General features: G+C 40.4%; 16 protein-coding genes. 13 read left to right on the forward strand and 3 right to left on the reverse strand.

Going from position 1 to position 21,924, the window contains the following annotated elements:
• Nucleotides 1-49 precede the first annotated feature (49 nt).
• The 11 genes from BFP71_RS18995 (at nucleotide 50) to BFP71_RS19045 (ending at nucleotide 15,132) form a co-directional block, all read left to right on the forward strand.
• Complete coding sequence (locus tag BFP71_RS18995; protein ID WP_069836975.1) at nucleotides 50-247, forward strand: Sec-independent protein translocase subunit TatA/TatB; 198 nt, start codon at nucleotides 50-52, stop codon at nucleotides 245-247.
• A gap of 12 nt (nucleotides 248-259) precedes the next feature.
• Nucleotides 260-1,684, forward strand: coding sequence for an Asp-tRNA(Asn)/Glu-tRNA(Gln) amidotransferase subunit GatA (gene gatA, locus BFP71_RS19000; RefSeq protein WP_069836976.1), 1,425 nt, complete (start codon nucleotides 260-262; stop codon nucleotides 1,682-1,684).
• 11 nt (nucleotides 1,685-1,695) lie between these two features.
• Nucleotides 1,696-3,030 carry a lytic transglycosylase domain-containing protein gene (locus BFP71_RS19005; RefSeq protein ID WP_069836977.1) on the forward strand — a complete coding sequence of 445 codons (1,335 nt, stop codon included), beginning with the start codon at nucleotides 1,696-1,698 and terminating at the stop codon, nucleotides 3,028-3,030.
• 89 nt (nucleotides 3,031-3,119) lie between these two features.
• On the forward strand, nucleotides 3,120-4,229 hold the full coding sequence (locus tag BFP71_RS19010) for a DUF4837 family protein (protein ID WP_088125126.1): 1,110 nt from the start codon (nucleotides 3,120-3,122) through the stop codon (nucleotides 4,227-4,229).
• A 104-nt stretch (nucleotides 4,230-4,333) separates the two neighbouring features.
• The gene (gene ruvA / locus BFP71_RS19015; RefSeq protein ID WP_069836978.1) at nucleotides 4,334-4,927 is read left to right on the forward strand and encodes a Holliday junction branch migration protein RuvA; all 594 of its coding nucleotides are present in this window, start codon (nucleotides 4,334-4,336) and stop codon (nucleotides 4,925-4,927) included.
• Nucleotides 4,928-4,990: 63 nt separating this feature from the next.
• Nucleotides 4,991-12,079, forward strand: a complete 7,089-nt coding sequence (sov, locus tag BFP71_RS19020) for a T9SS outer membrane translocon Sov/SprA (protein ID WP_069836979.1) — start codon at nucleotides 4,991-4,993, stop codon at nucleotides 12,077-12,079.
• Nucleotides 12,080-12,133: 54 nt separating this feature from the next.
• Entirely contained in the window at nucleotides 12,134-12,514 is a 381-nt protein-coding gene (gcvH, locus tag BFP71_RS19025; RefSeq protein WP_069836980.1) for a glycine cleavage system protein GcvH, read from the forward strand.
• Nucleotides 12,515-12,589: 75 nt separating this feature from the next.
• Nucleotides 12,590-12,922, forward strand: coding sequence for a VanZ family protein (locus BFP71_RS19540; protein ID WP_394331371.1), 333 nt, complete (start codon nucleotides 12,590-12,592; stop codon nucleotides 12,920-12,922).
• Between the two features lie 23 nt (nucleotides 12,923-12,945).
• Nucleotides 12,946-13,620: an energy transducer TonB gene (locus BFP71_RS19035; protein WP_069836982.1), complete on the forward strand. Its 675-nt coding sequence runs from the start codon at nucleotides 12,946-12,948 to the stop codon at nucleotides 13,618-13,620.
• An 85-nt stretch (nucleotides 13,621-13,705) separates the two neighbouring features.
• Nucleotides 13,706-14,380, forward strand: coding sequence for an energy transducer TonB (locus BFP71_RS19040; protein WP_069836983.1), 675 nt, complete (start codon nucleotides 13,706-13,708; stop codon nucleotides 14,378-14,380).
• 62 nt (nucleotides 14,381-14,442) lie between these two features.
• On the forward strand, nucleotides 14,443-15,132 hold the full coding sequence (locus BFP71_RS19045) for an energy transducer TonB (protein ID WP_069836984.1): 690 nt from the start codon (nucleotides 14,443-14,445) through the stop codon (nucleotides 15,130-15,132).
• A gap of 24 nt (nucleotides 15,133-15,156) precedes the next feature.
• Here BFP71_RS19045 and BFP71_RS19050 read toward each other — a convergent pair whose 3' ends face one another.
• From BFP71_RS19050 to BFP71_RS19060, 3 genes are read right to left on the reverse strand one after another with little or no spacing between them, the layout of a single operon-like run.
• A complete protein-coding gene (locus BFP71_RS19050) occupies nucleotides 15,157-16,038 on the reverse strand; it encodes a YicC/YloC family endoribonuclease (protein WP_069836985.1) in 882 nt (293 codons plus the stop codon).
• A 54-nt stretch (nucleotides 16,039-16,092) separates the two neighbouring features.
• Nucleotides 16,093-19,410: a hypothetical protein gene (locus BFP71_RS19055; RefSeq protein ID WP_069836986.1), complete on the reverse strand. Its 3,318-nt coding sequence runs from the start codon at nucleotides 19,408-19,410 to the stop codon at nucleotides 16,093-16,095.
• Nucleotides 19,411-19,432: 22 nt separating this feature from the next.
• Nucleotides 19,433-20,485, reverse strand: a complete 1,053-nt coding sequence (locus BFP71_RS19060; RefSeq protein ID WP_069836987.1) for an NAD(P)/FAD-dependent oxidoreductase — start codon at nucleotides 20,483-20,485, stop codon at nucleotides 19,433-19,435.
• A gap of 74 nt (nucleotides 20,486-20,559) precedes the next feature.
• On the opposite strand from BFP71_RS19060, the gene BFP71_RS19065 reads away from it, so the two are divergent.
• Nucleotides 20,560-21,201 carry an MBL fold metallo-hydrolase gene (locus tag BFP71_RS19065; protein WP_069836988.1) on the forward strand — a complete coding sequence of 214 codons (642 nt, stop codon included), beginning with the start codon at nucleotides 20,560-20,562 and terminating at the stop codon, nucleotides 21,199-21,201.
• Between the two features lie 3 nt (nucleotides 21,202-21,204).
• Nucleotides 21,205-21,918, forward strand: coding sequence for a CDP-alcohol phosphatidyltransferase family protein (locus BFP71_RS19070; protein WP_069836989.1), 714 nt, complete (start codon nucleotides 21,205-21,207; stop codon nucleotides 21,916-21,918).
• Nucleotides 21,919-21,924 lie beyond the last annotated feature (6 nt).

Genomic DNA, 21,924 nt, shown 5'->3' on the forward strand with positions numbered 1-21,924 from the left:
TAATAGTTTTTGCCTATCTTTGTTTACTCAGTACAAGAAATTAGAAACCATGGAAACGATTTTAGCATTAGGAATGCCCGGAGGACCAGAAATGATCTTCATTATTGTAGCATTGCTTCTTCTTTTTGGTGCGAAAAGAATTCCTGATTTGGCTAGAGGCTTCGGCAAAGGCATCAGAGAATTTAAAGATGCAACCAAAGAAATTAAGAAAGAGGTTGATGATGCAGGCAAAGAAATTGAAAAGTAGACCCTAAGAACATTGAAGAATTATCATCGTTTAGATGAGATTCAAACCGATCTTAAGCTACAAAAAGTCTCTTGCCTACAACTCGTAGAGCATCACCTTCAAGTCATTAAGGAAAATTTGCATCTCAATGTATTTCTTGAGGTGTTTGATGAAGAAGCAAGAGCACAAGCCAAAGCAATAGACAACAAGTTAAAGCATAACCAAGCCGGCAAGTTAGCCGGCTTAATTTTTGGCATAAAAGATCTAATCTGTTACCAAAATCACTCGGTAACAGGAAGTAGCAAAATCCTCGAAGGTTTTGATTCTCAAATTACAGCTACTGCAGTACAACGCATTTTAGACGAAGACGCTATTGTCATCGGAAGGCAGAACTGTGATGAATTTGGAATGGGGTCATCTAATGAAAACTCAGCCTTCGGAGCTGTAAAAAATGCAATAGACGAAACGCGGGTTCCGGGAGGGTCTTCCGGAGGATCAGCCGTAGCAGTGCAGGCCAATATGTGCCAAATTTCGCTAGGCACAGATACCGGTGGATCAGTAAGGCAACCTGCAGCATTTACTGGAACAGTTGGACTAAAACCAACTTACTCAAGAATTTCTCGATGGGGATTATTGGCCTATGCCTCCTCTTTTGATACGATCGGAATCATATCAAAATCCGTAGATGATAACGCCCGAGTATTAGAAATCATAGCAGGAAAAGACCAGAATGACGGTACCTCCTCTTCCGAACCAGTCGACGTATATGCAAAGGAACTACCCGGCGATAAAAAGTACAAAATTGCCTATTTACGAGAATCCATAGAAAGTGATGCAGTTGCTGAGCCCATTAAAAAAAGCATGGCCTCAACTATTGATAAACTCAAAAATCAAGGCCATATCGTTGAACAAGCCTCGTTCGATTTACTAGACTATGTATTGCCGACTTATTACATCTTAACTACGGCCGAAGCCAGTACCAATTTATCTAGATATGACGGCGTCCACTTTGGGCACAGAAGCAAATCGTCAGATAACCTTGAGTCTCTTTACAAAAACTCTAGAACAGAGGGCTTTGGGGAAGAGGTTAAAAGAAGAATCATGCTTGGTACATTCGTACTCAGCGCCAACTATTACGACGCTTATTTTACCAAGGCACAAAAGGCTAGAAAACTGATTAAAGAGGCTACAGAAAAAATTCTTGAAGAATACGACTTCATCATCATACCAACAACCCCAACTACAGCGTTCAAACTAGGTCAACACCACGACAATCCAGTCGAAAGCTACCTGGCCGACCTATTTACAGTACAGGCTTCTGTAACAGGTGTACCGGCCATATCAGTCCCTATCGGTATAGATGAGAATAATTTACCGATCGGCATGCAAATTATGTCAAGGGCTTTTGATGAAACCAAACTTTTTGCATTTTCAAAGTGTCTATTAGAGGAAAAATAATCTTTAAAAATATGATGAGGAAGATCCTCACAGGTATCATTCTATTTACCCTTTCAATCCAAGGCTTTGCACAAGACAGCAAAGCACTCTATGAAGTTTACGACTATGCGCCTGACTTTAGTTATGAGGAAATAGAAAAGCGATACGACGACCTAGAGTTAACAATAGACATTGCCTTTAACGATCGTGTAAAAGCTTTTATTAATTATTTCACGGTTCGCGATAGAGATTATACCCGCGAAATGTTGAAGCGAAAGGAAGTTTATTTCTCCATTTTTGAGAAACACCTGAAAGCATACGATTTACCGCAGGAGCTAAAATACCTACCGATCATTGAAGCTGGGCTTAATCCTAAAGCCGTTTCTGGTCCAAGAGCGGTTGGTTTGTGGCAGTTTATGGCAGCCACGGGTAAAGAAAGAGGCCTGAAAATAGACTGGTACATCGATGAAAGAATGGACCCTGAGAAATCTACAGAAGCGGCCTGTAAGTATATCTCGTGGCTTTATGGAATTTTTAAAGACTGGAAACTTACACTAGCTGCCTATAACAGTGGAATAGGAAATGTACAACGCGCTATTAGACGAGCAGGGTACAAAAATGATTTTTGGGGTATATACAGATATTTACCAAGAGAAACTCGATCATATGTGCCTCAGTTTGCAGCCATAGTTTATGCCATGGAATACGCCGATATTCATAATATCTATACCGAGGAGACACTCTACCCAGTAGATTATGAAACCGTAGAAACCAAGAGTTTTGTTTACCTAAAAGCCTTTGCAGAAGAAAGTGGTATCCCGCTAAAAACATTAGAGGCGCTTAATCCAGAAATAAAAAAGGGCGCCATTCCAGAAAGGAAAAATGGATTCCAACTGAAGATCCCTAAAGATCAAAAGGACAATTTCCTCGAAAATCAGATACAAATTTTGGCCAAAGCCGAAGAAGGTAAAAAGGAATTTGAGAAAATGGCCAGAAATATGCCGGGCAGCACTTTTGGTAAAGAAAAGGTGGTTTACAGAGTACGAAGAGGGGACGTTCTTGGAACAATTGCTAGAAAACACCGGGTAAGGCTACAAGATCTAAAAGCTTGGAATAATATTAGAGGTTCATTGATTAGAGTGGGTCAACGCCTTAACATCTACACAGGTCCTGATTTCTACGATGGCACATCCGCCAAGCTCATCAACCAACCCCTCCCCGATTCTAAAATCCATATCGTTCAACCAGGAGACACCTTATGGGATATTTCTCGTATGTACAAGGGACTGAGTATCGGTAAAATCAAGGAACTCAATAAAATAAGAGGGAGCTCTATAAAACCCGGAATGCGATTAAGAATCGGATAGAAAAATTGATCAACTAAACTTTTAGTAGATTTTTCTTGTTATTATTACCGAGAATCATTTGTTTCAAATTGATAAAAAGATTTACGACTATGAAGAAGTTTCTAGCCCTGATTGCCCTTTGTATTTTAGCCTCATGTGTCGGTGAAAAAGAACAATCTGAAGTAACCACAGACGGTGAAGGCAAGGCTCAAAAAACAAAGAACAAATCTTTTTTACCGGATGCCGCTGGCGAAACTGGTGAGATTGTCATTGTTATGAACAAGAAAAAGTTCGACAAGAAGTTAGGTGAAGCAATAAAAGCAGTTTTCCGAGAAACAGTACCAGGCCTAACAAGACCAGAACCAATGTTCACGATCAGGGTAATAGAACCATCTGAAATGAACAGAATCTTTAAAGTAGCTAGAAACCTAGTCTACGTTATCTCCTACGAAGGTCGCTCAGCTGCCGACCAATGGCTACAAAATACATTTAGCGAGGTATCAAGAGATCGCATTTTCTCCAACCCCGACCTTTTCATGCAAACTTCGGAAGATCAATACGCCAAAGGGCAAAAAATCCTTCAACTGTTTGGAACTGATGACGATGCGCTCATTAAAAACCTGAATAAAAACAGCAAGATTGTACAGAACTACTTCAACATCGCGGAAAAAGAAAGGCTTTCAAAAAGCATAAGAATGTCTAGTGAGTCACGAGTAGTTCTAAGAAAAGTAAATGACAAGCTCGGTGTTAATATTAAAATTCCTTCGGGCTATGAACTCGCCATGCTCGAAGATGACTTTGCCTGGGTACGTGCCCTACCTGCCGTTGGACCAAGTAAAAACCTCGTCATTTACAGTAAACCTTATACCTCTGAATCAGAATTTGAACAAGAAAACATAATCAAGCTGAGAAATGAAATCGGTAAACAATACATTTTCGGAGATCCAGAGAACCCAGAGTCATTCATGACCACCGAAACAAAATACATGGAGCCTGTTTTCAGAAATATCAATTTCAACAACCAATACACAGTTGAAATGAAAGGTGCCTGGAAGACCAATAACTTTTCAGTTGGCGGTACATTTGTGAGCTACACTTTTGTAGACGACGACTCAAAGCGCTTGTATTATATCGAAGGTTTTGTCATTCACCCTAGTGAAGACCATAGAGAGCTGATCAGAGAAATGGAATCGCTCTTAACCACCTTCAGAGTGAGTTAATGAAATTTGGCTAGAAATAGCCTAGATTAAGGTATTCTTATTAATTTTAAACATTATGGCAAGTTCAACTTGCCATTCTTTTTTTTGAGTACCTAATCAATTCTATGTACGCTTATCTCAAGGGAAAACTTGCTCATAAAGATCCAACCTATGTCATCATAGACATTGGAGGAGTTGGCTATGAAGTCAAGATTTCACTACATACTTTTTCGCAAATAAAGGATCAAGAGAATGTCCAACTCTTCACACATTTTCATGTTAAAGAGGATGCTCAAACGCTGTTCGGATTTGCCGAGCCTAGGGAAAAAGAAGTCTTTCTTCACCTCGTTTCAATTTCAGGCGTCGGCCCTTCAACTGGCCTAATGGTCTTATCATCATTAAGCCCAAAAGAAGTAGAACATGCCATTGTGAGTGAAGATGTTCGTACGATTCAAGGTGTCAAGGGAATTGGTGCCAAAACTGCTCAAAGGATCATTCTGGAACTAAAAGATAAGATTGCGAAAGACACAGCTGGCGGAGACTTAATAAATATTGCTGCTTCTAGTAAAAATACCATAAGAAATGAGGCATTGGCAGCGTTAGTTACTCTAGGCATCAACAAAGTGGCGGCTCAGAAGGGCATCGATAAGATTTTGAAAGAGAGCACGCACGACATAAGCCTGGAAGAATTGATAAAACTAGCACTTAAAGCCGCCTGAGAGGGATTTTCTTGAGATTTGTTAAGCTCGGTTAAGAAAATATTAATCTTCTCATTTTTTGGAATGATGTTACTCAGCATTTCTATGCCGAGCCATGCACTCTTTTATCAAAGTCAAGATACAACTACCACCGCACGTGACACGAGTAAATATGTAAGATCGGCCTACCCGAAATACAAACCAATTTACCCCTTGGGCGATCCGCTTTTTAGAAGAAGGCTTAGTTCACCACTCTATTTCAATAACCCGAGCTTCCTTAAAAAAACCATCACCCTAGACACAGCTAAGAATTATATATTCAGCGAAAAAATAGGTACCTCGTTTTACCGACCACCAACCTTTGTTCCCTTTTCAGAAGCTTTAAAAAAGAGAATCCAACTCGGAAACCGAGACTTTTTCAGAGAAAAGGCCAAAGCCCTAGATGGTGAAAGTGCCGTGAGTAACAGGAGGCAGCTCATCCCTCCTATTGCACTCAACCCCTTTTTCGATCGGCTATTTGGTGGCGATCAAATCCTAATCAACACCAATGGTTCTGTGCTACTAGACTTTGGCGGCAGGTTTCAGCGAGTAGATAATCCGGCCATTCCTATTCGGCAACAACGGAATGGCACCTTTGAGTTTGATCAAAACATTCAAATGAGTTTACAGGGAACGATCGGCTCAAAACTTAGAATGAATGCCACTTTTGACAACAACAACTCTTTTGACTTTGAAAACGAGCTTAAAGTAGAATTCAGTGGCTTGGAATCGGATATCATCAAATCACTCGAAATCGGAAATGTCAGCATGCCGATCGCTAACAGTCTGATCGCCGGTGGACAAAACTTATTTGGTTTTAAAACCCAACTTCAGTTCGGTCGGCTTTTCGTAACAGCCCTGGCCGCTTCTCAAAGAGGCACAGCCGAATCGATTGAGGTAGAAGACGGTGTTCAAAGAAATGAGTTTCAAATTAGAGGTTCAGATTACGATGAAAACAGACATTTCTTCCTAAGCCAATACTTCAGAGATAATTATGAAAGCTGGAACCGAAGTATCCCAGCCATTATTTCAGGTCTTCAAATTAGCCGACTCGAGGTATATGTCTTGAACAGAACCAACAATACCCAAACGCTGAGAAACTTTGTAGGCTTTATGGACTTGGGCGAAGGCAACACATTCCAAGTCGGCAACCCTTTCGTTGGGAATGGACAAGGCGACACACCAACAAGCAATGACGCAAACAGCTTATTTAGCAATCTTCAAAACGATCCCAATCTAAGACAGGCCGACCAGGTAAGTACGATACTCGAAAACCAGCATGCACTAGAAAAAGGTCAAGACTTTGAAAGAGTAACTGGTGCCAGAAAACTCGATCCGTCTGAATATACTTTCAACAAAGAACTAGGTTTCGTTTCCCTAAACAGACAACTACAAAACGACGAAGTTCTGGCAGTTTCTTATGAGTACAACTTGAACGGTAGAAACTTTAAAGTCGGCGAACTTACGGAAGACTACCAAAACCTTACGGAGGACGAAGTCATTTTCCTAAAGCTTCTTAGACCTAGTAAAATCAACACTCAAGTTCCTACATGGGACTTGATGATGAAGAATATCTACAACCTTAATGCCGCTGGGATTGACAAACAATCCTTTCAGTTGAGGGTAATTTATCGCGATGATGACACTGGAATAGACAACCCAAGTTTACATGAAGGTGAAAACACAAAAGACATTCCTCTGATAGAAATTATGGGGTTGGACCGACTCAATCAGAATGGTGATCCTCAAAAAGACGGCAACTTTGATTATGTAGAAGGCATCACGATTAATCCTGATCGGGGTTATATGATTTTTCCTTTCCTAGAGCCGTTTGGCAGTAGATTAGAGGATCAATTTCTACCCTCTGAACAATTCTTGAAAGAGAAATATGTGTTTGACACCCTTTATAACACGACCAAGGCCGATGCACAATTAGTGTCTAGGCTAGATAAATTTTTCATACAAGGTAGTTTGCAATCTGGCTCATCTAGTGAAATTACCCTCAATGCATTTCAAGTAGCAGAAGGAAGCGTAGTAGTGACCGCCGGAGGAACACCGCTCGCAGAAGGTACAGACTACAACGTGAACTATTCTACCGGAACAGTTACCATTCTAAACCCTTCAATATTAAACTCGGGTAAGAAGATCAGAGTTACCTACGAAAAATCAGACCTTTTTAACTTCCAAGCCAGAAACCTTCTGGGCACCAGGCTCGACTACGTCTACAACGACAAAACCAATTTTGGCTTAACCTTTATGCACCTTAACGAGCGGCCTCAGCTCACAAGAGTTGCTATTGGAAATGAACCGGTGAGCAATACCATGTGGGGATTAGACGCCAATTACAGCGATGATTCAAGATTACTCACCAAACTTGTAGATGCCCTGCCATTCATAGATACTAAGGCGCTTTCCACTATTTCTTTTAGGGGAGAGTTCGCCCAGCTTATACCAGGAACCTCGAATAAAGTAAATGGAGAAAGCACATCTTATATTGACGACTTTGAAGGATCAGTTACGCCTTTCAGTCTTAGTAGTTTTCAAAGTTGGCGACTTGGCGCAACACCAAAAACGGACGACAACCGTTTTGACCTCACTAATCAGAGCACTAACAGGTTAGGGGCAAATTATCGAAGAGCTAAGATCGCTTGGTATACCATCGACAACGTTTTTTATCGCTCAACAGGACGTGCCAGACCAGAAAACATTCAACCAGAGGATATAGAGAATCACTATGTCCGATCGATCGGCCAGCAAGAAGTTATCAGAAGAGACAATCAACAAATCATAGTCAACGAACCTACTTTAGACATTGCCTACTACCCTAGCGAACCTGGGATGTATAACTATAACCCTGACCTTAACAACAATGGCTTTTTAACTGAACCAGAAAAAAATTACGGCGCCATAACTCGCGCCATCACTAACGAGGTAGATTTTGATAAAACGAACATTGAATACGTGGAATTTTGGGTGATGGACCCTTTCATTAATATTTCAAATGGCACGCCTAACAACCCGAGAGGATTTATAGATGATGGCATAAACCCACCAAAAGCCAATACGACTGGCGGTAAGATGTTTTTAAACCTAGGGAGTATTTCGGAAGATGTGATGAAGGATGAAAGACATGCTTTTGAGCAAGGTTTGCCCGCCGATGGTGTTGTTGATGGAGATGCAGTAGTGGTGAACGAATGGGGTCGAGTGACCAGACAACCCTACCTGAACCCAGCATTTGATAATTCTATTGATGCGAGAGCCAATCAGGATATTGGTCTGGATGGGCTCAATTCTACCGACGAACAAAGCTTTTTTGTTGACTACTTAAACGGCCTAAATATTAGTGCGCAGGCAAGAGAAAATTTACTTGCCGACCCGTCTAGAGACAACTTTCAATACTATTTGGGAGAAGAATTTGATGCCGCTGATGCTAAAATCCTTGAGCGTTATAAAAGATTCAACGGAATGGAAGGAAACAGCCCAGTTTCAAACGGTACTGCATTATTTACGCCTTCCAACTCAAACCTACCTGACAATGAGGACTTGAATAGAGATAATACTTTGGCGGACTTGGAAGAGTACTACGAGTATGAGGTGGACGTACGCCCGGGAGCTTTTCAAGTAGGCCGGAATAATATTGTTGATAAAGTTTCTGCAAACGTGAATGGTGATAATGTTGACTGGTACCTGTTTAGAATTCCAATTCGCAAACCGGACAGAGTCCAAGGAAACATCAATGGCTTTAAATCAATCCGATATATCAGAACCTACCTTACTGAATTTAGCGAACCGATCGTCTTGAGAATGGTAAACTTCCGCCTAGTTGGTAGCCAATGGCGAACGTTTCAAGAAAGCCTTTTTGAAAAAGGACTTAATGAAATTCCAGAGCCATCTGATCCGAACTTTACAGTTTCTGTAGTTGGCATAGAAGAGAATAGTCAGGGCGGCGATGGTCGACCTCCTTATACCTTACCACCAGGAATTATAAGGGATAGAGACAACACATCTGCTGTAGAAAGAAGAAGAAACGAACAATCGCTACAGTTGAGTGTGGAAGGGCTTCGTGATAAAGATGCAAGAGCCGTTTTCAAAAATGTGAGTCACGATATGGTGAATTATGGCCGAGTTAAAATGTTCCTTCATGCCGATAGTCCAGACCTATTGGCTCCCGGGGAAGTGACAGCATTTTTAAGGTTAGGAACAGATTTTACCGAAAACTACTATGAAATCGAAGTACCGTTGACCATGACCCTTGACGGTCAAATATCGGCACGTGAAATTTGGCCAGAAGAAAACGAAATAGACGTAGCTTTTAGTAGCCTTTACCAAGTAAAGGCCAACCGAAATAGATCGAACTCTAATATAAGTCTGCCATTTACAGAGCAAGTAGGAAGGTATAATATCACCGTTGTGGGAAGGCCTGAACTCAGCACAGTTCAGACACTTATGATCGGTATGCGAAATCCAGGGTCTCCAGATGGCGAACCAAAAACTTTCTTTCTCTGGGCAAATGAGCTCCGTGTGACTGATTTTGATAGTAAATCAGGATTTGCTGCCAATGCAAGGCTAGATGCTCAACTGGCAGATTTTGGTAATGTTTCTGCCTCGATAAGACACTCTTCAATCGGTTTTGGTACTATCTCTGATAAAATCTCGGACAGAACTAGAGAGCGCACAACTCAGTACGATATTTCTACAAGACTGAACCTGCAAAAATTCTTCCCTGAGGATTGGGGCTTAGAATTGCCAGCATTTTTCAGTTTCGAGCATTCTAGAGCAGTCCCACAATTCGACCCACTTGATCCAGATTTACCGCTAGAGGATGTGCTCGATTCTTTCGAATCCGAAGAAGAACGAGATAGCTACTTCGATAAGGTCATTGACGTTTCGAACCGAAGGAGTGTAAACTTTTCTAATGTTAGGAAACGCAAGACCAATCCAGATAAACCTACCCTTCCATGGTCCATAGAAAACTTCAGTTTTACATATGCATACAACGAAATAACCCGGAGTAACATCAATACGGCCGAATATGACTTCAGAAACTATCGAGGGGCCGTGACGTATGGCTACCAGCCGAAGGCTATGAATATTCAGCCTTTCAAAAACACGAAGTGGCTGAACTCCAAATGGCTGAAAATCATAAAAGACATCAACTTTAATCCGATACCAACCAACATTTCAGTTAGTGCTAACCTGAACAGAACCTTCTTAAAGACTCAACTACGGAATGCCGACCTAGGTATAGAAGGTATTGATCCATATTTCGAAAAATCATTTACCATGGATAGGGCCTATGCAATGAATTGGGACTTAACTGAAAAATTAGGACTCGATTATACCGCTGTAGCCAATGCGATTATCGATGAGCCTGAAGGAGCGATTGACTCTGACATTAAAAGGGATTCGATAAGAACGAACCTTAAGAATTTTGGCCGGCTTAAAAATTACACACATACCATCGGTGCAACCTACCAGCTCCCATTCGACAAGATTCCGATTACAGATTGGATTAGTACAGACATTACCTACAACACTACCTTTAACTGGCAGGCTGGCGCCATCGGTCAACGAGACACCCTCGGTAACTACGCGGATAACAATAGAACCATTGCCCTTAGTGGTAAACTAGATTTGGTCAAACTATACGATAACATCGGCATTTTGAAGAAAATCAATTCACCACAAAGAAGTAGATCTAGAACAAGGCCACAAAACAGACCATCGGTGAGTGATACCGTAAAACAAAAACGGACGCTAGATCAAATCCCGTTTACCAAAGCTTTTCTTCGTGCTTTGATGTCCGTCCGAAATATCACCTTTAACTACGATAAATCGGAAGGCACAGTATTACCAGGTTTTATGCCAGATGTTTTTCTTTTTGGTCTTGATAAAGAGTTCTCTAATCCTGGTCTCGGATTCATTTTAGGTGGTCAGGATGCGGGAATCAGAAACCGATTGGCTGGAAATGGCCAATACGCGCCAAGTCAATTTTTGACCAATCCTTTCAGGCAAAATAGAACTACCACCTTCTCTTATACGGCAGTATTGGAACCTTTTAATGAGTTTAGGATAAATGTGACGGGTAGAAAAGCCTTTACCCAAAACTATCAGGAGATTTTTAGAAATGACCCTGACAACGGCACCTTTGTGAGCATTAACCCAAACCGATCGGGTACTTATGATATCTCTTTTAATATGCTGAGAACCGCGTTTAAAAGCGATGACTCGAATAATAATTCTCCTCTATTCCAAGATTTCGAAGCCTTTCGGTCCAGAGTGAAGACAAGGTTAGACGGTATAAATGAAGCGGGTACTTATGAGGAAAATGATCAGGAAGTCGTGATACCCGCATTTATTGCCGCCTACAGTGGTAAGTCTCCTGAAGAAGTAAACACTAACCCTTTTCCTAAATTCCCAATACCTGGCTGGAGCATTCAGTATGGTGGTTTATCAAAAATTCCAACTTTAAGCGAAATCTTTACTTCCATTAACATTAGCCATGCTTACAGCAGCAAGTACAATGTTTCCAACTTTGTGAATTCACCTTTGTACACGCTGGGACTCACTTTAGATAATAATATTACGGACGTGGGCCTCGCCAATCAATTCAATGAAAACGGCAGTCTAGTTCCGGTTTATTTAGCACAGCAAGTGGTACTCAGTGAAACTATGGCTCCTTTTATAGGCCTAAGAGTGAAGACGAAAAGCAACTGGGACCTTGGCTTTGATTACAATAGGCGAAGAGATATTGGGCTTAACCTTTCTAATATTCAGGTAACCGAATCTAGCGCAAACGAAATATCACTGAATATTGGTTTTGCAAGAACTGGTGTAAAAGTCCCTTTTAGAATAAAAGGAAGAAAAGAAAGTCTGCCTAATGAACTAAGATTTAATATGGTCTTGACCATCAATGATCGCAAGACTGTTCAACGACGGATTGGAGAAGATCCAATTGTAACTGATGGGCTTAAAATATTCAGACTTAGCCCAACGCTAGATTATAACATTAATGAAGCGTTACAACTCACCCTCTATTTCGATCGGAATGTGAACGAGCCAAGAGTGACAACTAGTTTCTTAAATGCCCGAACATCATTTGGTGGTAGAATTCGCTTCAATTTGTCTCAATAATCTCTGCAATTATCAGGAAAGCATGTATTTTTGGAGCGCTAGAAATTCCACATTATGAACATACCTGAAGAATTAAAATACACAGAAGATCACGAATGGGTAAAAGTAGACGGAGACGTCGCGACAGTTGGTGTAACTGACTTTGCTCAGGGTGAATTAGGAGACATCGTTTACGTTGAAATCGAAACAGAAGGAGAGACACTTGATGCTAACGAAGTGTTCGGAACTGTTGAAGCGGTAAAAACTGTTTCTGATCTTTTTATGCCTGTCTCTGGAGAGGTTTTAGAAGTTAATGCTGATCTAGAAGATGCACCTGAAGGTGTGAATGATGCTCCTTATGAAGGTGGCTGGATGATCAAGATCAAAATGAGTGATCCATCTGAAATAGATGGTTTATTAGACGCTGCGGCATACAAGTCACACATCGGTCAATAATTTGAACCTGTGACAAAGCGAGAGTGGCTTTTTCTTTTGCCTGCGATAATCTGGGCAATAACTGTAGCCATCTTAATGCTTTTGCCGTCAGATTCATTTGCTGAATCCAAACTCCTTTCATACGATAAACTGGCTCATCTTGGAGTTTTCGGACTCTTGAGCTTCTTATTTATGGTAGGAGTTCATAGACATAAGTACTTTTCAGGTACACGAATGCGGCAATGGTTTATGCCGACAATTATCTGTGTTTTATATAGTACAAGCCTTGAATTATTACAGAACTTTTCACCAGGACGATCCGTCGATTTTTATGATTTTATCGCAAATGTCGCGAGCACTATTTTTGGTGTAATAGTTTTTTATATCTTTAAGAAAAATAACCTTGTGATTTCAAAACTAATTTTATAGTTTTAAAGTCTAACCCTAGAATTATGGAAGCCAAGAAGACTCCCAAAGCGGATGTAAACAAGAGATCGACCATGTTTATCATGGTTGGCCTGATTGTCAGCCTAGGAATCACATTAATGGCCTTCGAATACAAAAAGTATGATGAAGGTGAGCTAATGGATTTAGGTATGGCTGATGACGATTTTGAAGAATTGACTGAAATTCCTCCTACGGAGCAACCACCTCCACCCCCACCACCAGTGAAACAACCTCAGATTATTGAGATTCCTGATGAAGAGGAAATCGAGGAAGAAATTGAAATTGACCTTGACGTTGAAATTACTGAAGAAACAGAAGTTGAGGAAATCGTTTTTGAAGAAGAACCTGAAGAAGAAGAGGCAGACAAAGTATTCCTTATAGTTGAGGAAGATGCTGAATTCCCAGGTGGTATGGGCGAATGGAATAAATTCCTTCGTAAAAACCTTAAATACCCAAGACAAGCTAAAAGAATGGGTATTGAAGGAAATGTATACCTTTCTTTCATAGTAGGAAAAGACGGTGGAATTTACGACATCTCTGTATCAAGAAGTATTGGTGGCGGATGTGATGAAGAAGCGGTAAGAGTACTAAAGGCGTCTCCTAAGTGGAAGCCTGGTAAACAAAGAGGTAAAGCTGTAATCCAGAGAATGAACTTAAGGGTTGTTTTCAGATTGAAGTAATAAAAAATTGGAGCCCATTGATTTGGGCTCTTATTTTGAGCTAATTAACTAATTAATTAGTTGTTTAACTAAAACTATAATAGATATGGAAGTAAAGAAAATACCAGAATTAGATATCACGAAAAAGTCTGCCATGTTTCTTATGGTAGGACTAATAACCAGCCTACTCGTAACACTTGTGGCCTTCGAATGGAAACAGTACGGCTTAGGTGAAGTAATGGAGTTTGGTCCGCCAGAAGATGACTTTGAAGCTTTATTGGAAATCCCTCCCACTGTACAACCGCCACAAACTCCCCCACCCGTTAGACAACCACAAGTGATTGCGGTTCCTGATGATGAAGAGATTGATGAGCAAATCGAAATTGATCTAGATGTTGACCTGACGGATGACATGATCATCGATGAAGTGATTTTTGAGCCCGAGCAACCAGAAGAAGAAGCTGAAAAGATATTTCTCTTTGTGGAAGAGGACGCCTCTTTTCCCGGTGGTTTTGGCGAATGGAATAAGTTTCTGAAGAAGAACTTAAAATACCCTAAAATGGCGAAACGGATGAATATCGATGGTAGCGTGCACCTTTCCTTCATTGTCGGTAAAGATGGAAGCATTTACGATGTACAGGTTACCAGAAGCATCGGTGGTGGATGTGACGAGGAAGCCATGAGGGTTTTAAAGTCGTCTCCTAAATGGAAACCAGGCAAGCAAAGAGGTCAACCTGTAATTCAGCGTATGAATTTAAGAGTCGTTTTCAAGTTAAGGTAGTAATCCATATCAGACGATACTTCCCTTTTTTTATACTTAATAACTAATAAAATAGTTGAACTATGGAGGATAAAAAGAATACTTCATCGGATCACACCCGTTTAAGATCGCTTTTCTTGTGTATTGGGCTATGTATCAGTTTACTTATCATTTTCTTAGCTTTTGAAACTAAAGCTGCATATGCCAATAGAGATTTCTATTGTGATTTTGCGCCATTCCCAGAATGGACGCCGATCATACCTCGAACTACATTTCCTGAAAAACGTATTCCAGAACCTATTAAGCCACTTGCCAAGCCTAAGTCCATTGTCATATCAACGGAACCGCTAGAAGAAACGGTTAAAGAAGTCGTAAAGGCAATACTAAAGGAACCTATAATGGATGAGCCTGTATTCGCGGATTGGAAGGATGATACTGAGACTTATGAAGGGCCAATTGACGATTTCAGGATTATAGAGGAGCCTGCAACTTTCCCCGGAGGAGCCAATGCTTGGGTTAAATTTTTAAAAAAGAACATTAAGTACCCAAAACTAGCTAAACGTAGTGGTATAGAGGGTAAGGTTTTTCTGAGTTTTCAAATTGATCCAGAAGGTAACCTATCAGATATCAAGGTAGTAAAGGGTATTGGTGGTGGCTGTGATGAAGAGGCCATTCGAGTTTTAAAACAATCTCCACAATGGAATCCTGGTAAGCAGCGTGGACACCCAGTAAAATCTCAGATGTCCTTATTCATTAAATTTATTCTTAAATAAAAAGGGAGCCAAATGGCTCCCTTTTTATATGATGTTTAACAACTGTTCCTTTATTTTCTCCAAGTCATCTTTCATACAGACAACGAGTTTTTGCACTGGTGCATAATTAGCTTTTGATCCAATCGTATTGATTTCTCGACCAATTTCTTGTGACACAAACCCGAGCTTCTTCCCTTGCGATTGTTGCTCGGCCATCACTTCATTAAAATAAGATAGGTGATTGGTGAGTCTAACAATCTCTTCACTGATATCGAACTTCTCAATGTAATAGATCATCTCTTGCTCGAACCTGTTCTCATCAAATTCATCTGAAGTAGATAAATCCTGTTGATGTTTTTGGATACGCTCCTTAACGACTTTAACACGCTCAGGGTCGTGCTCCTCTATTTCTTTAAGGTAATTGCCAATATTAGCAATGTAACTTTTGAGTTCGTGCTCTAAAGAGGCACCTTCTTGCGCTCTAAACTCTCCTAGCGCCTCAATAGCCTTTGCCAAATGTAACTGAATAAAGGCCCACTGTTCGTTAATCGCTGCTTCATCTATTACTTGCGGTGCAATTACCTCTGGACTGTGTAGCGCGAGTCTAAATAAGTCATCTTTCGATGCACCAACTTGATCGGCAAGACCCTCGTATTCCTTATAATAGGCATTGAACAGCTTCTGATTTACTTCTTGGGCTTCTACAGCGACTGTATCTGTAGTCAACTCGATGGATAGATTCACTTTACCCCTATTTAACCCTTTGGTCAATAAGCCCCTAATCTCAAGTTCCTTGTCAAGGAAGTTTTTCGGGATTCTTATCTGAGCATCTAAGAATTTAGAATTCAGAGATTTTAATTCAACGGCAACGCTATATCCATTTTGTTGTCCTTTGGATAAGCCAAAGCCAGTCATTGATTTGAGCATACTAAAGTGGTCTAGCGACAAAAATAGCCCAATTAGCTTGTTATTAAAACAGAATCAGAAATCATACCCAATGGATATTTGAAAACGTGGGTTTTGGATGGCAAAATTCTGAATCGGGAAGGACATTTCTAACTTTCCATAATAGCCAAACAGCATGGAACGAACACCCACACCTGTGGACTGTAGCCAAGGATTATTGAAATTGTTTATGATTGCAGAAAACGGTGAACCATCAGTACTAATCTCTTCAATATTTTGGTTGTTTCTGTCTTCGAAAGGCGAAAGATCATCCCAGGCCGATCCGATATCGTAGAAACCAACGATCTGTAAATTCCGAACAAAATTATTCTTGATCTGACTATTTTGAAGTAATTGATTAATCGGGAAACGTATTTCAGCAGAAAAAGTCAATACATTACTTCCTTGGAAAGTGTTATAATCGTAGCCTCTTAGGTTAGCAAATCTATTGAATAGAATAGCACTCTTATTAGGGTCAACACCTGTATTATTGATCACCGAATTAAATAGTGGTTGGAAAGATAAATCATCGGTCAACGGATCGCCTACCTGCGTTCTGTTTAGCAACCAGTTATCTACTCCACCTAAAAAGAAGCGCTTCGGAGCATCTCCAAAGAACGATCCGTAGTAGAACTTAGCCGCTAGGTATAAGCCTTTGTTTATTTTTTGATAATGCCTTATATCCAATTCGACATTGTTAAAGCCTCTTGCATCAGCACTTAGGCCTCCATACAGATCCATGCTAAGCCTTGCACGAGTTCCTTCATGTAAATTAGTACCAACTACAACACTTCTGTCATAAACTATTTCACCCGACAAGCCTAAGAAAGAGGCTGTCTGATTGGCATCTTCATTAAAACGTTGTGGGTTTACGGCTGTGATTGGAATCAACAACCTGAAATCTCTATCAATGAATTGCGTTCTGGCATAGAATGGTGTAGCCGATACCCGAGTAGTTTGGCTAAGTGGATAACTAAAGCCTAGCTCAATCTTGTCTAGGTTATAGCGCTGGTCTAAGAATGCTTGGCGATCCAGAGCAACAATAGACTTGCGTGAATACCTGGCGCTTAGGTCAATGCGCTCTTTCAGATATTTGTATTCCGCAAACACATCATAACCTCTGTTCAAACTTGTAGGAATAACAGTCCCCGCTGAAAAACGGTGGTTCTCTAAATAGTCATTCATTTCAATTTGCAGTTGAAGTGCAAATCCTCGAATCTGATCGATCATGAACCCAGTCACCAAATTATTTGTCTGAATTCTATTTTCGTACAAGAAAGGTCCTTGGACACCTTTTTCAGCCTCACTATTTTGATAAACACTCAAAAAACTTCTACCAGAAACCGTTGGATCTTCTTGAGGCTTTTCGAATTGATAGTCTCGCGTATCAACTTTAGACTCGGAGGCAAACTCATAGTTTTCCGTGTTTATCGCTCCTTCTTTCAAAGAATCCAGCTTTTGCTCAGGTGGTTTTACAGCAGGTGCAGAAAGTCTCGTAGTCAGTGAATCTAGTATCGCCGGATTTGATACAATCTTGTCATTTCTACGATCGGCTAAAATTTTCGAAACTTCTAAAGCTCTTCTCGGTGTAACAGGACTAAACCTTGAATTAACGCCTTCAAACGACTGATAAAAAACTGACTCTTTGCCATCTGTTATTGAAACGAAAGCCAATCGCTGATTATTCGGATCGAAGGAGTAGTCTTTCACGCCCAGCGCAAAGTTGCTGATTTGGGTACTGATTGTATCCGTAATATTATGCCTATATAAGTTATTAATACCTTGCTGATCGCTTAGATAATAAACGTCCACATTATTAGGAGCATACGCTTCTAAGTTAGTAGCCAATACATTTGTAAGCTTATTGAAAGAGCTGTCTGGGAAGTCTAGATCGTAAGTAAATAAGTTAAACTGGTTGCCCTCTGCTTCAGCCAATGTAGCAGGGCCAGAAACAAAAACACTGTCTGTATTTCTGTTAGAACTAAAGACGATTTGATTAGTGCCCTTTATAAACGTGGCGTCTCTTTCATCGAAATTATCATCAGTCACTCGCTGAATCTGTCCCCTGACTAAATTATAAACAAACACATTGCTTACTCCATTGATATCGCCTGTCATAATGGCTACTCGACCACCTTCTTTGAATTCAAAGCTTTGAACATTTGACAACAGGGGAATAACTACGCGTTGTTCTCCTTTCTCGCCCAACCTTTTCGCTAGTAATATATTCTCACCATTTTCGGAATATACAACACCTAAAGTATTGGCGTCTACCCAACTCAGCAGTGGTAGCTGATTATCAATTTCTTGATTGATCAATTTCACCCCTGCCTTGTGCAATGTTGAAATCCGTTGATTTTTTGTATCGACTACTTGTACTTCAAAGCGGCCATTATCAAGCGACGCATAGGCAAAGTGATCACCACTTGGACTGAATTCAATATCTGTAAAAGTGGCATCTTTCCTATTCCTACCAGTTATGATAAAGTCCGGATTTGGCGAATCGTTGGTCTGTGCTATTTGAGTACCTATACCCGTGTAAAATGCTCTCCATTCGTTTAAGAACTGTGAATAAGGCACCCCCAAAGTTCGCTCGATACTTGTTTCTTCATCTCTTAATATTCTGGCTAAGTTCAAAACATTTGAAATACTGCGCAGACCGTATCTTTGGGTGATAAAGTTCCAAATCGATTGCCCCAGTAGTACATTCATTTCAGGGCCCAGCTTCACGAACTTGTTTTGCCTGTTATTCGCTAGAAAATCTCTTGCCGCATCATCAGATTCCTTATTCCAACCAGCCGAAACAAAGCTTGATATCCCAGCAGTGAACCAAACTGGAATTGGTGTGGTAAACGATGTCTGAAACATCTCAGCGATATTCCCGCCGTACAGCATCTCCTGAATGAGCATATCGGTGACAGAGAAAACAGCCTTTTTCTTAAAAGAGGCATAGTCGCCCGTATAAGCAAGTTCCAACTGTGATTTAATGAAATTGGTTTGGCCGCCAATAGTGAAATCTCTTCCTTTAATACCGACGTTACTCTGTTGCCGGTCTGCTACAGAATTGTATAGAAAAACACGTGTTTTAGCAAAGGGGAAATAACCAATTACCTCAGTAATTCGGCTAAACTCTGATTCCAGATACTCGATTGTATTTTTGGCAAGATCACCGCTTCTACCGTAGAAATAAACTTCGAAGTTTTTAGAGGAGTAATATTTCCAGTCAAAATTCTTGTACTGTATTCTATTCTTACCGAAGGTTTGATACTCAGCTTGTGAATGAACGACATTGGTCGAAAAAAGGCAAGCAATAAAAGCAAATGCGGCCAATGATTTCAGTGAAGTTCTAGACATAAACTACGGTACAAATGGATAATTAAATTAACGAAAAAAACCGCTCAATATTGACTTCTGAATCTAAATGATCTCCAGTTTCCAAGTGATTGGCCAATTGGTTAGCGTAAAAAGGTGCTAAAGAAACACCCTTTGCCCCTAAACCATTGAAAACAACCAATTCCTTATGCGCTGGATGTGTTCCAACAAAAGGCTTTCTATCCTTTGTAGCAGGTCTTACACCAGCCTTCTGATCGATCACTTCGAAATCAAAATTAGCTAATTGTTTCAGTCTTCTAGTTAACTCATTTTGAGCCTTAGAAGTTATGTTTTCATCCACATTTTCATGGTCATAAGTGGCGCCTACCTTACATATTCCATCAGAAAGTGGAATCACAAATACTCCCCGATTGTAAATAAGCTCAATAGAGGTATGCGTTTTTACGAAAAGTAGCTCGCCTTTAACAGGTCGCATCGGGAGCCATTGAAAATAAGGGTTGTTTTGCGCTAGTCTGCCGTCACAAAAAATCACGCGATCGGCACTTATATCTTTATATTTAACGCCTTTGTTTAACAGTTCCAGATGGTCGTAAGAAAACACCTCGTTCCTGTAAAAACCTTCAGCCAGTAGATAGCTTTGATATGCGTTTATCAACATGGCTGTATCCACATAACCACTCTTATTAAGTAGAATACCACCAAAATCGTCATTTACGTGATCACCATATGCCGAACGATCCTTAATTTCCTTGATATAGGGTGCATAATTTTCCTCGGCACTTTTACCCATCCACTCATTCAACTCTTCAGTCGATGCAAAAGGTCGGTATATGGGTTTTTCGATTAAAAAACGTACTCCTAGTTTTTGCTCTAGCTTCTGATAGAAGGGTATTAGGTAACTGAATAAGTTATCACAGTTCCAGGTCTTCACCATTTTTCGTCCCGTAATGGGGTTATAAAGACCCCCAGCTACTTTTGAGGAGTTAGATAGTGTGAGGTCATCCACAACCACCACTTTTTTACCCATCTGAAGCAAGTGCTCACAAAGAACAGTTCCTGCCAATCCTTGACCAACGATAAGGTAATCCACTTGCATGTGGCGAAATTAAGTCAACTATTTTTGATAAATGGGCTTTAATAGATGAAATTTGGTAGCCTGAAATAATTACGATGAAAGTAAAAGCCTTCACCTTCAACCCTTTTATGGAAAACACCTATTTGGTGTACGACGAGACGAAAGAAGCTGTGCTCATTGACCCTGGTTGCTATGATAAAGGGGAACAAGATGAGCTTATTTCCTTTATTGAAGAACATGCGCTCGAGGTGAAGTTTATTCTCAATACACACGGCCATATTGATCATGTTTTAGGCAATTTCTTCGCAAAATCTAGATTCGGAGCTCCTCTTTGGATAGGTGATAAAGACGCTGAAACGCTCAAATCTGTTGAAGTATATGCGCCGAACTATGGCTTTCAGAACTATCAGACCACCGAAGTTGACAAGTTGCTAAAGGATGACGAGATAATCTTTTTTGGAAATTCAATGCTGAAAATAGTATTTGTACCAGGGCATGCACCAGGGCATATCGCATTTTACAATGAAGATGAAAAAATTCTGATTGGTGGAGATGTTCTGTTTGAGGGAAGTATAGGACGCACAGATTTACCTGGTGGAGATTATGACACCTTAATTAACAGTATTCATACAGCATTTTTCAAGTTTGATGATGATATGGTGGTTTACCCCGGTCATGGTGGCACCACTACGATTGGGGCAGAAAAATTGTCAAACCCATTTTGCAAGATTAAATAAGCGATGAACTGGGCCGTCAAAAACATCCCCAACTTTTTCACATTATTAAACCTGTCCTTGGGGGTTATTGCTATTCATTTAGTAATGACAAATAATGCAGCCAGTGCACCAACAGTTCATTATTATGTTTTGGCAGCCGGAATTTGTGACTTACTTGATGGCTTACTAGCTAGAAAGCTTAAAGTTCAATCTAACTTTGGCCTACAATTAGATTCATTAGCCGACCTCATCACTTTTGGCGTACTCCCCTTTTTCATTTATGTACAATATGTGGGTTTAAACGATGAAGGTTATTTACTACTTCTAGTTCCCGTCTGCTCAGCCATTAGGTTAGCGGTTTTCAACCTTGCAGATGATCAAAAGACAGAATTTAAAGGTATATCTACTACAGCGCATGGTATTTTCGTTGCGACGTTACCAGTGATCATTTATGCGAATGAAAGCTGGTTTGGAAACTTGCTAACCGATAACAGCTATGTCATTATAGCTATTGCTTTATTCTTCTCATGGTTGATGGTTTCTCCATTGCGGATGATTTCTTTAAAATTTAGCAATACTTCTCTCAAAGAAAACTGGCCGAAATACCTATTGATCGCTTCCTCCTTAACCTTAATTGTTGTTAAAGGGTACGAGGCGTCCCCCTACATTATGATTATTTACATCCTTTTGTCAGTAGTGAGCAATTTCAAGCCTCTGAGAAATAAGACTGGAGCCTAATTATCG

The sequence above is a fragment of the Roseivirga misakiensis genome, from assembly GCF_001747105.1.
In the GTDB taxonomy this organism is placed as follows: Bacteria; Bacteroidota; Bacteroidia; order Cytophagales; family Cyclobacteriaceae; genus Roseivirga; species Roseivirga misakiensis.

Bases quoted from the DNA above. Each gene is read 5' to 3' on its own strand.
- BFP71_RS19065 (WP_069836988.1), top strand. From the start codon at position 20,560: ATGAAAGTAAAAGCCTTCACCTTCAACCCTTTTATGGAAAACACCTAT.
- BFP71_RS19060 (WP_069836987.1), bottom strand. From the start codon at position 20,485: ATGCAAGTGGATTACCTTATCGTTGGTCAAGGATTGGCAGGAACTGTT.
- gcvH (WP_069836980.1), top strand. From the start codon at position 12,134: ATGAACATACCTGAAGAATTAAAATACACAGAAGATCACGAATGGGTA.
- BFP71_RS19010 (WP_088125126.1), top strand. From the start codon at position 3,120: ATGAAGAAGTTTCTAGCCCTGATTGCCCTTTGTATTTTAGCCTCATGT.
- BFP71_RS19045 (WP_069836984.1), top strand. From the start codon at position 14,443: ATGGAGGATAAAAAGAATACTTCATCGGATCACACCCGTTTAAGATCG.
- BFP71_RS18995 (WP_069836975.1), top strand. From the start codon at position 50: ATGGAAACGATTTTAGCATTAGGAATGCCCGGAGGACCAGAAATGATC.
- sov (WP_069836979.1), top strand. From the start codon at position 4,991: ATGATGTTACTCAGCATTTCTATGCCGAGCCATGCACTCTTTTATCAA.
- BFP71_RS19040 (WP_069836983.1), top strand. From the start codon at position 13,706: ATGGAAGTAAAGAAAATACCAGAATTAGATATCACGAAAAAGTCTGCC.
- ruvA (WP_069836978.1), top strand. From the start codon at position 4,334: ATGTACGCTTATCTCAAGGGAAAACTTGCTCATAAAGATCCAACCTAT.
- BFP71_RS19005 (WP_069836977.1), top strand. From the start codon at position 1,696: ATGATGAGGAAGATCCTCACAGGTATCATTCTATTTACCCTTTCAATC.
- BFP71_RS19055 (WP_069836986.1), bottom strand. From the start codon at position 19,410: ATGTCTAGAACTTCACTGAAATCATTGGCCGCATTTGCTTTTATTGCT.
- BFP71_RS19070 (WP_069836989.1), top strand. From the start codon at position 21,205: ATGAACTGGGCCGTCAAAAACATCCCCAACTTTTTCACATTATTAAAC.
- BFP71_RS19035 (WP_069836982.1), top strand. From the start codon at position 12,946: ATGGAAGCCAAGAAGACTCCCAAAGCGGATGTAAACAAGAGATCGACC.
- BFP71_RS19540 (WP_394331371.1), top strand. From the start codon at position 12,590: ATGCTTTTGCCGTCAGATTCATTTGCTGAATCCAAACTCCTTTCATAC.
- BFP71_RS19050 (WP_069836985.1), bottom strand. From the start codon at position 16,038: ATGCTCAAATCAATGACTGGCTTTGGCTTATCCAAAGGACAACAAAAT.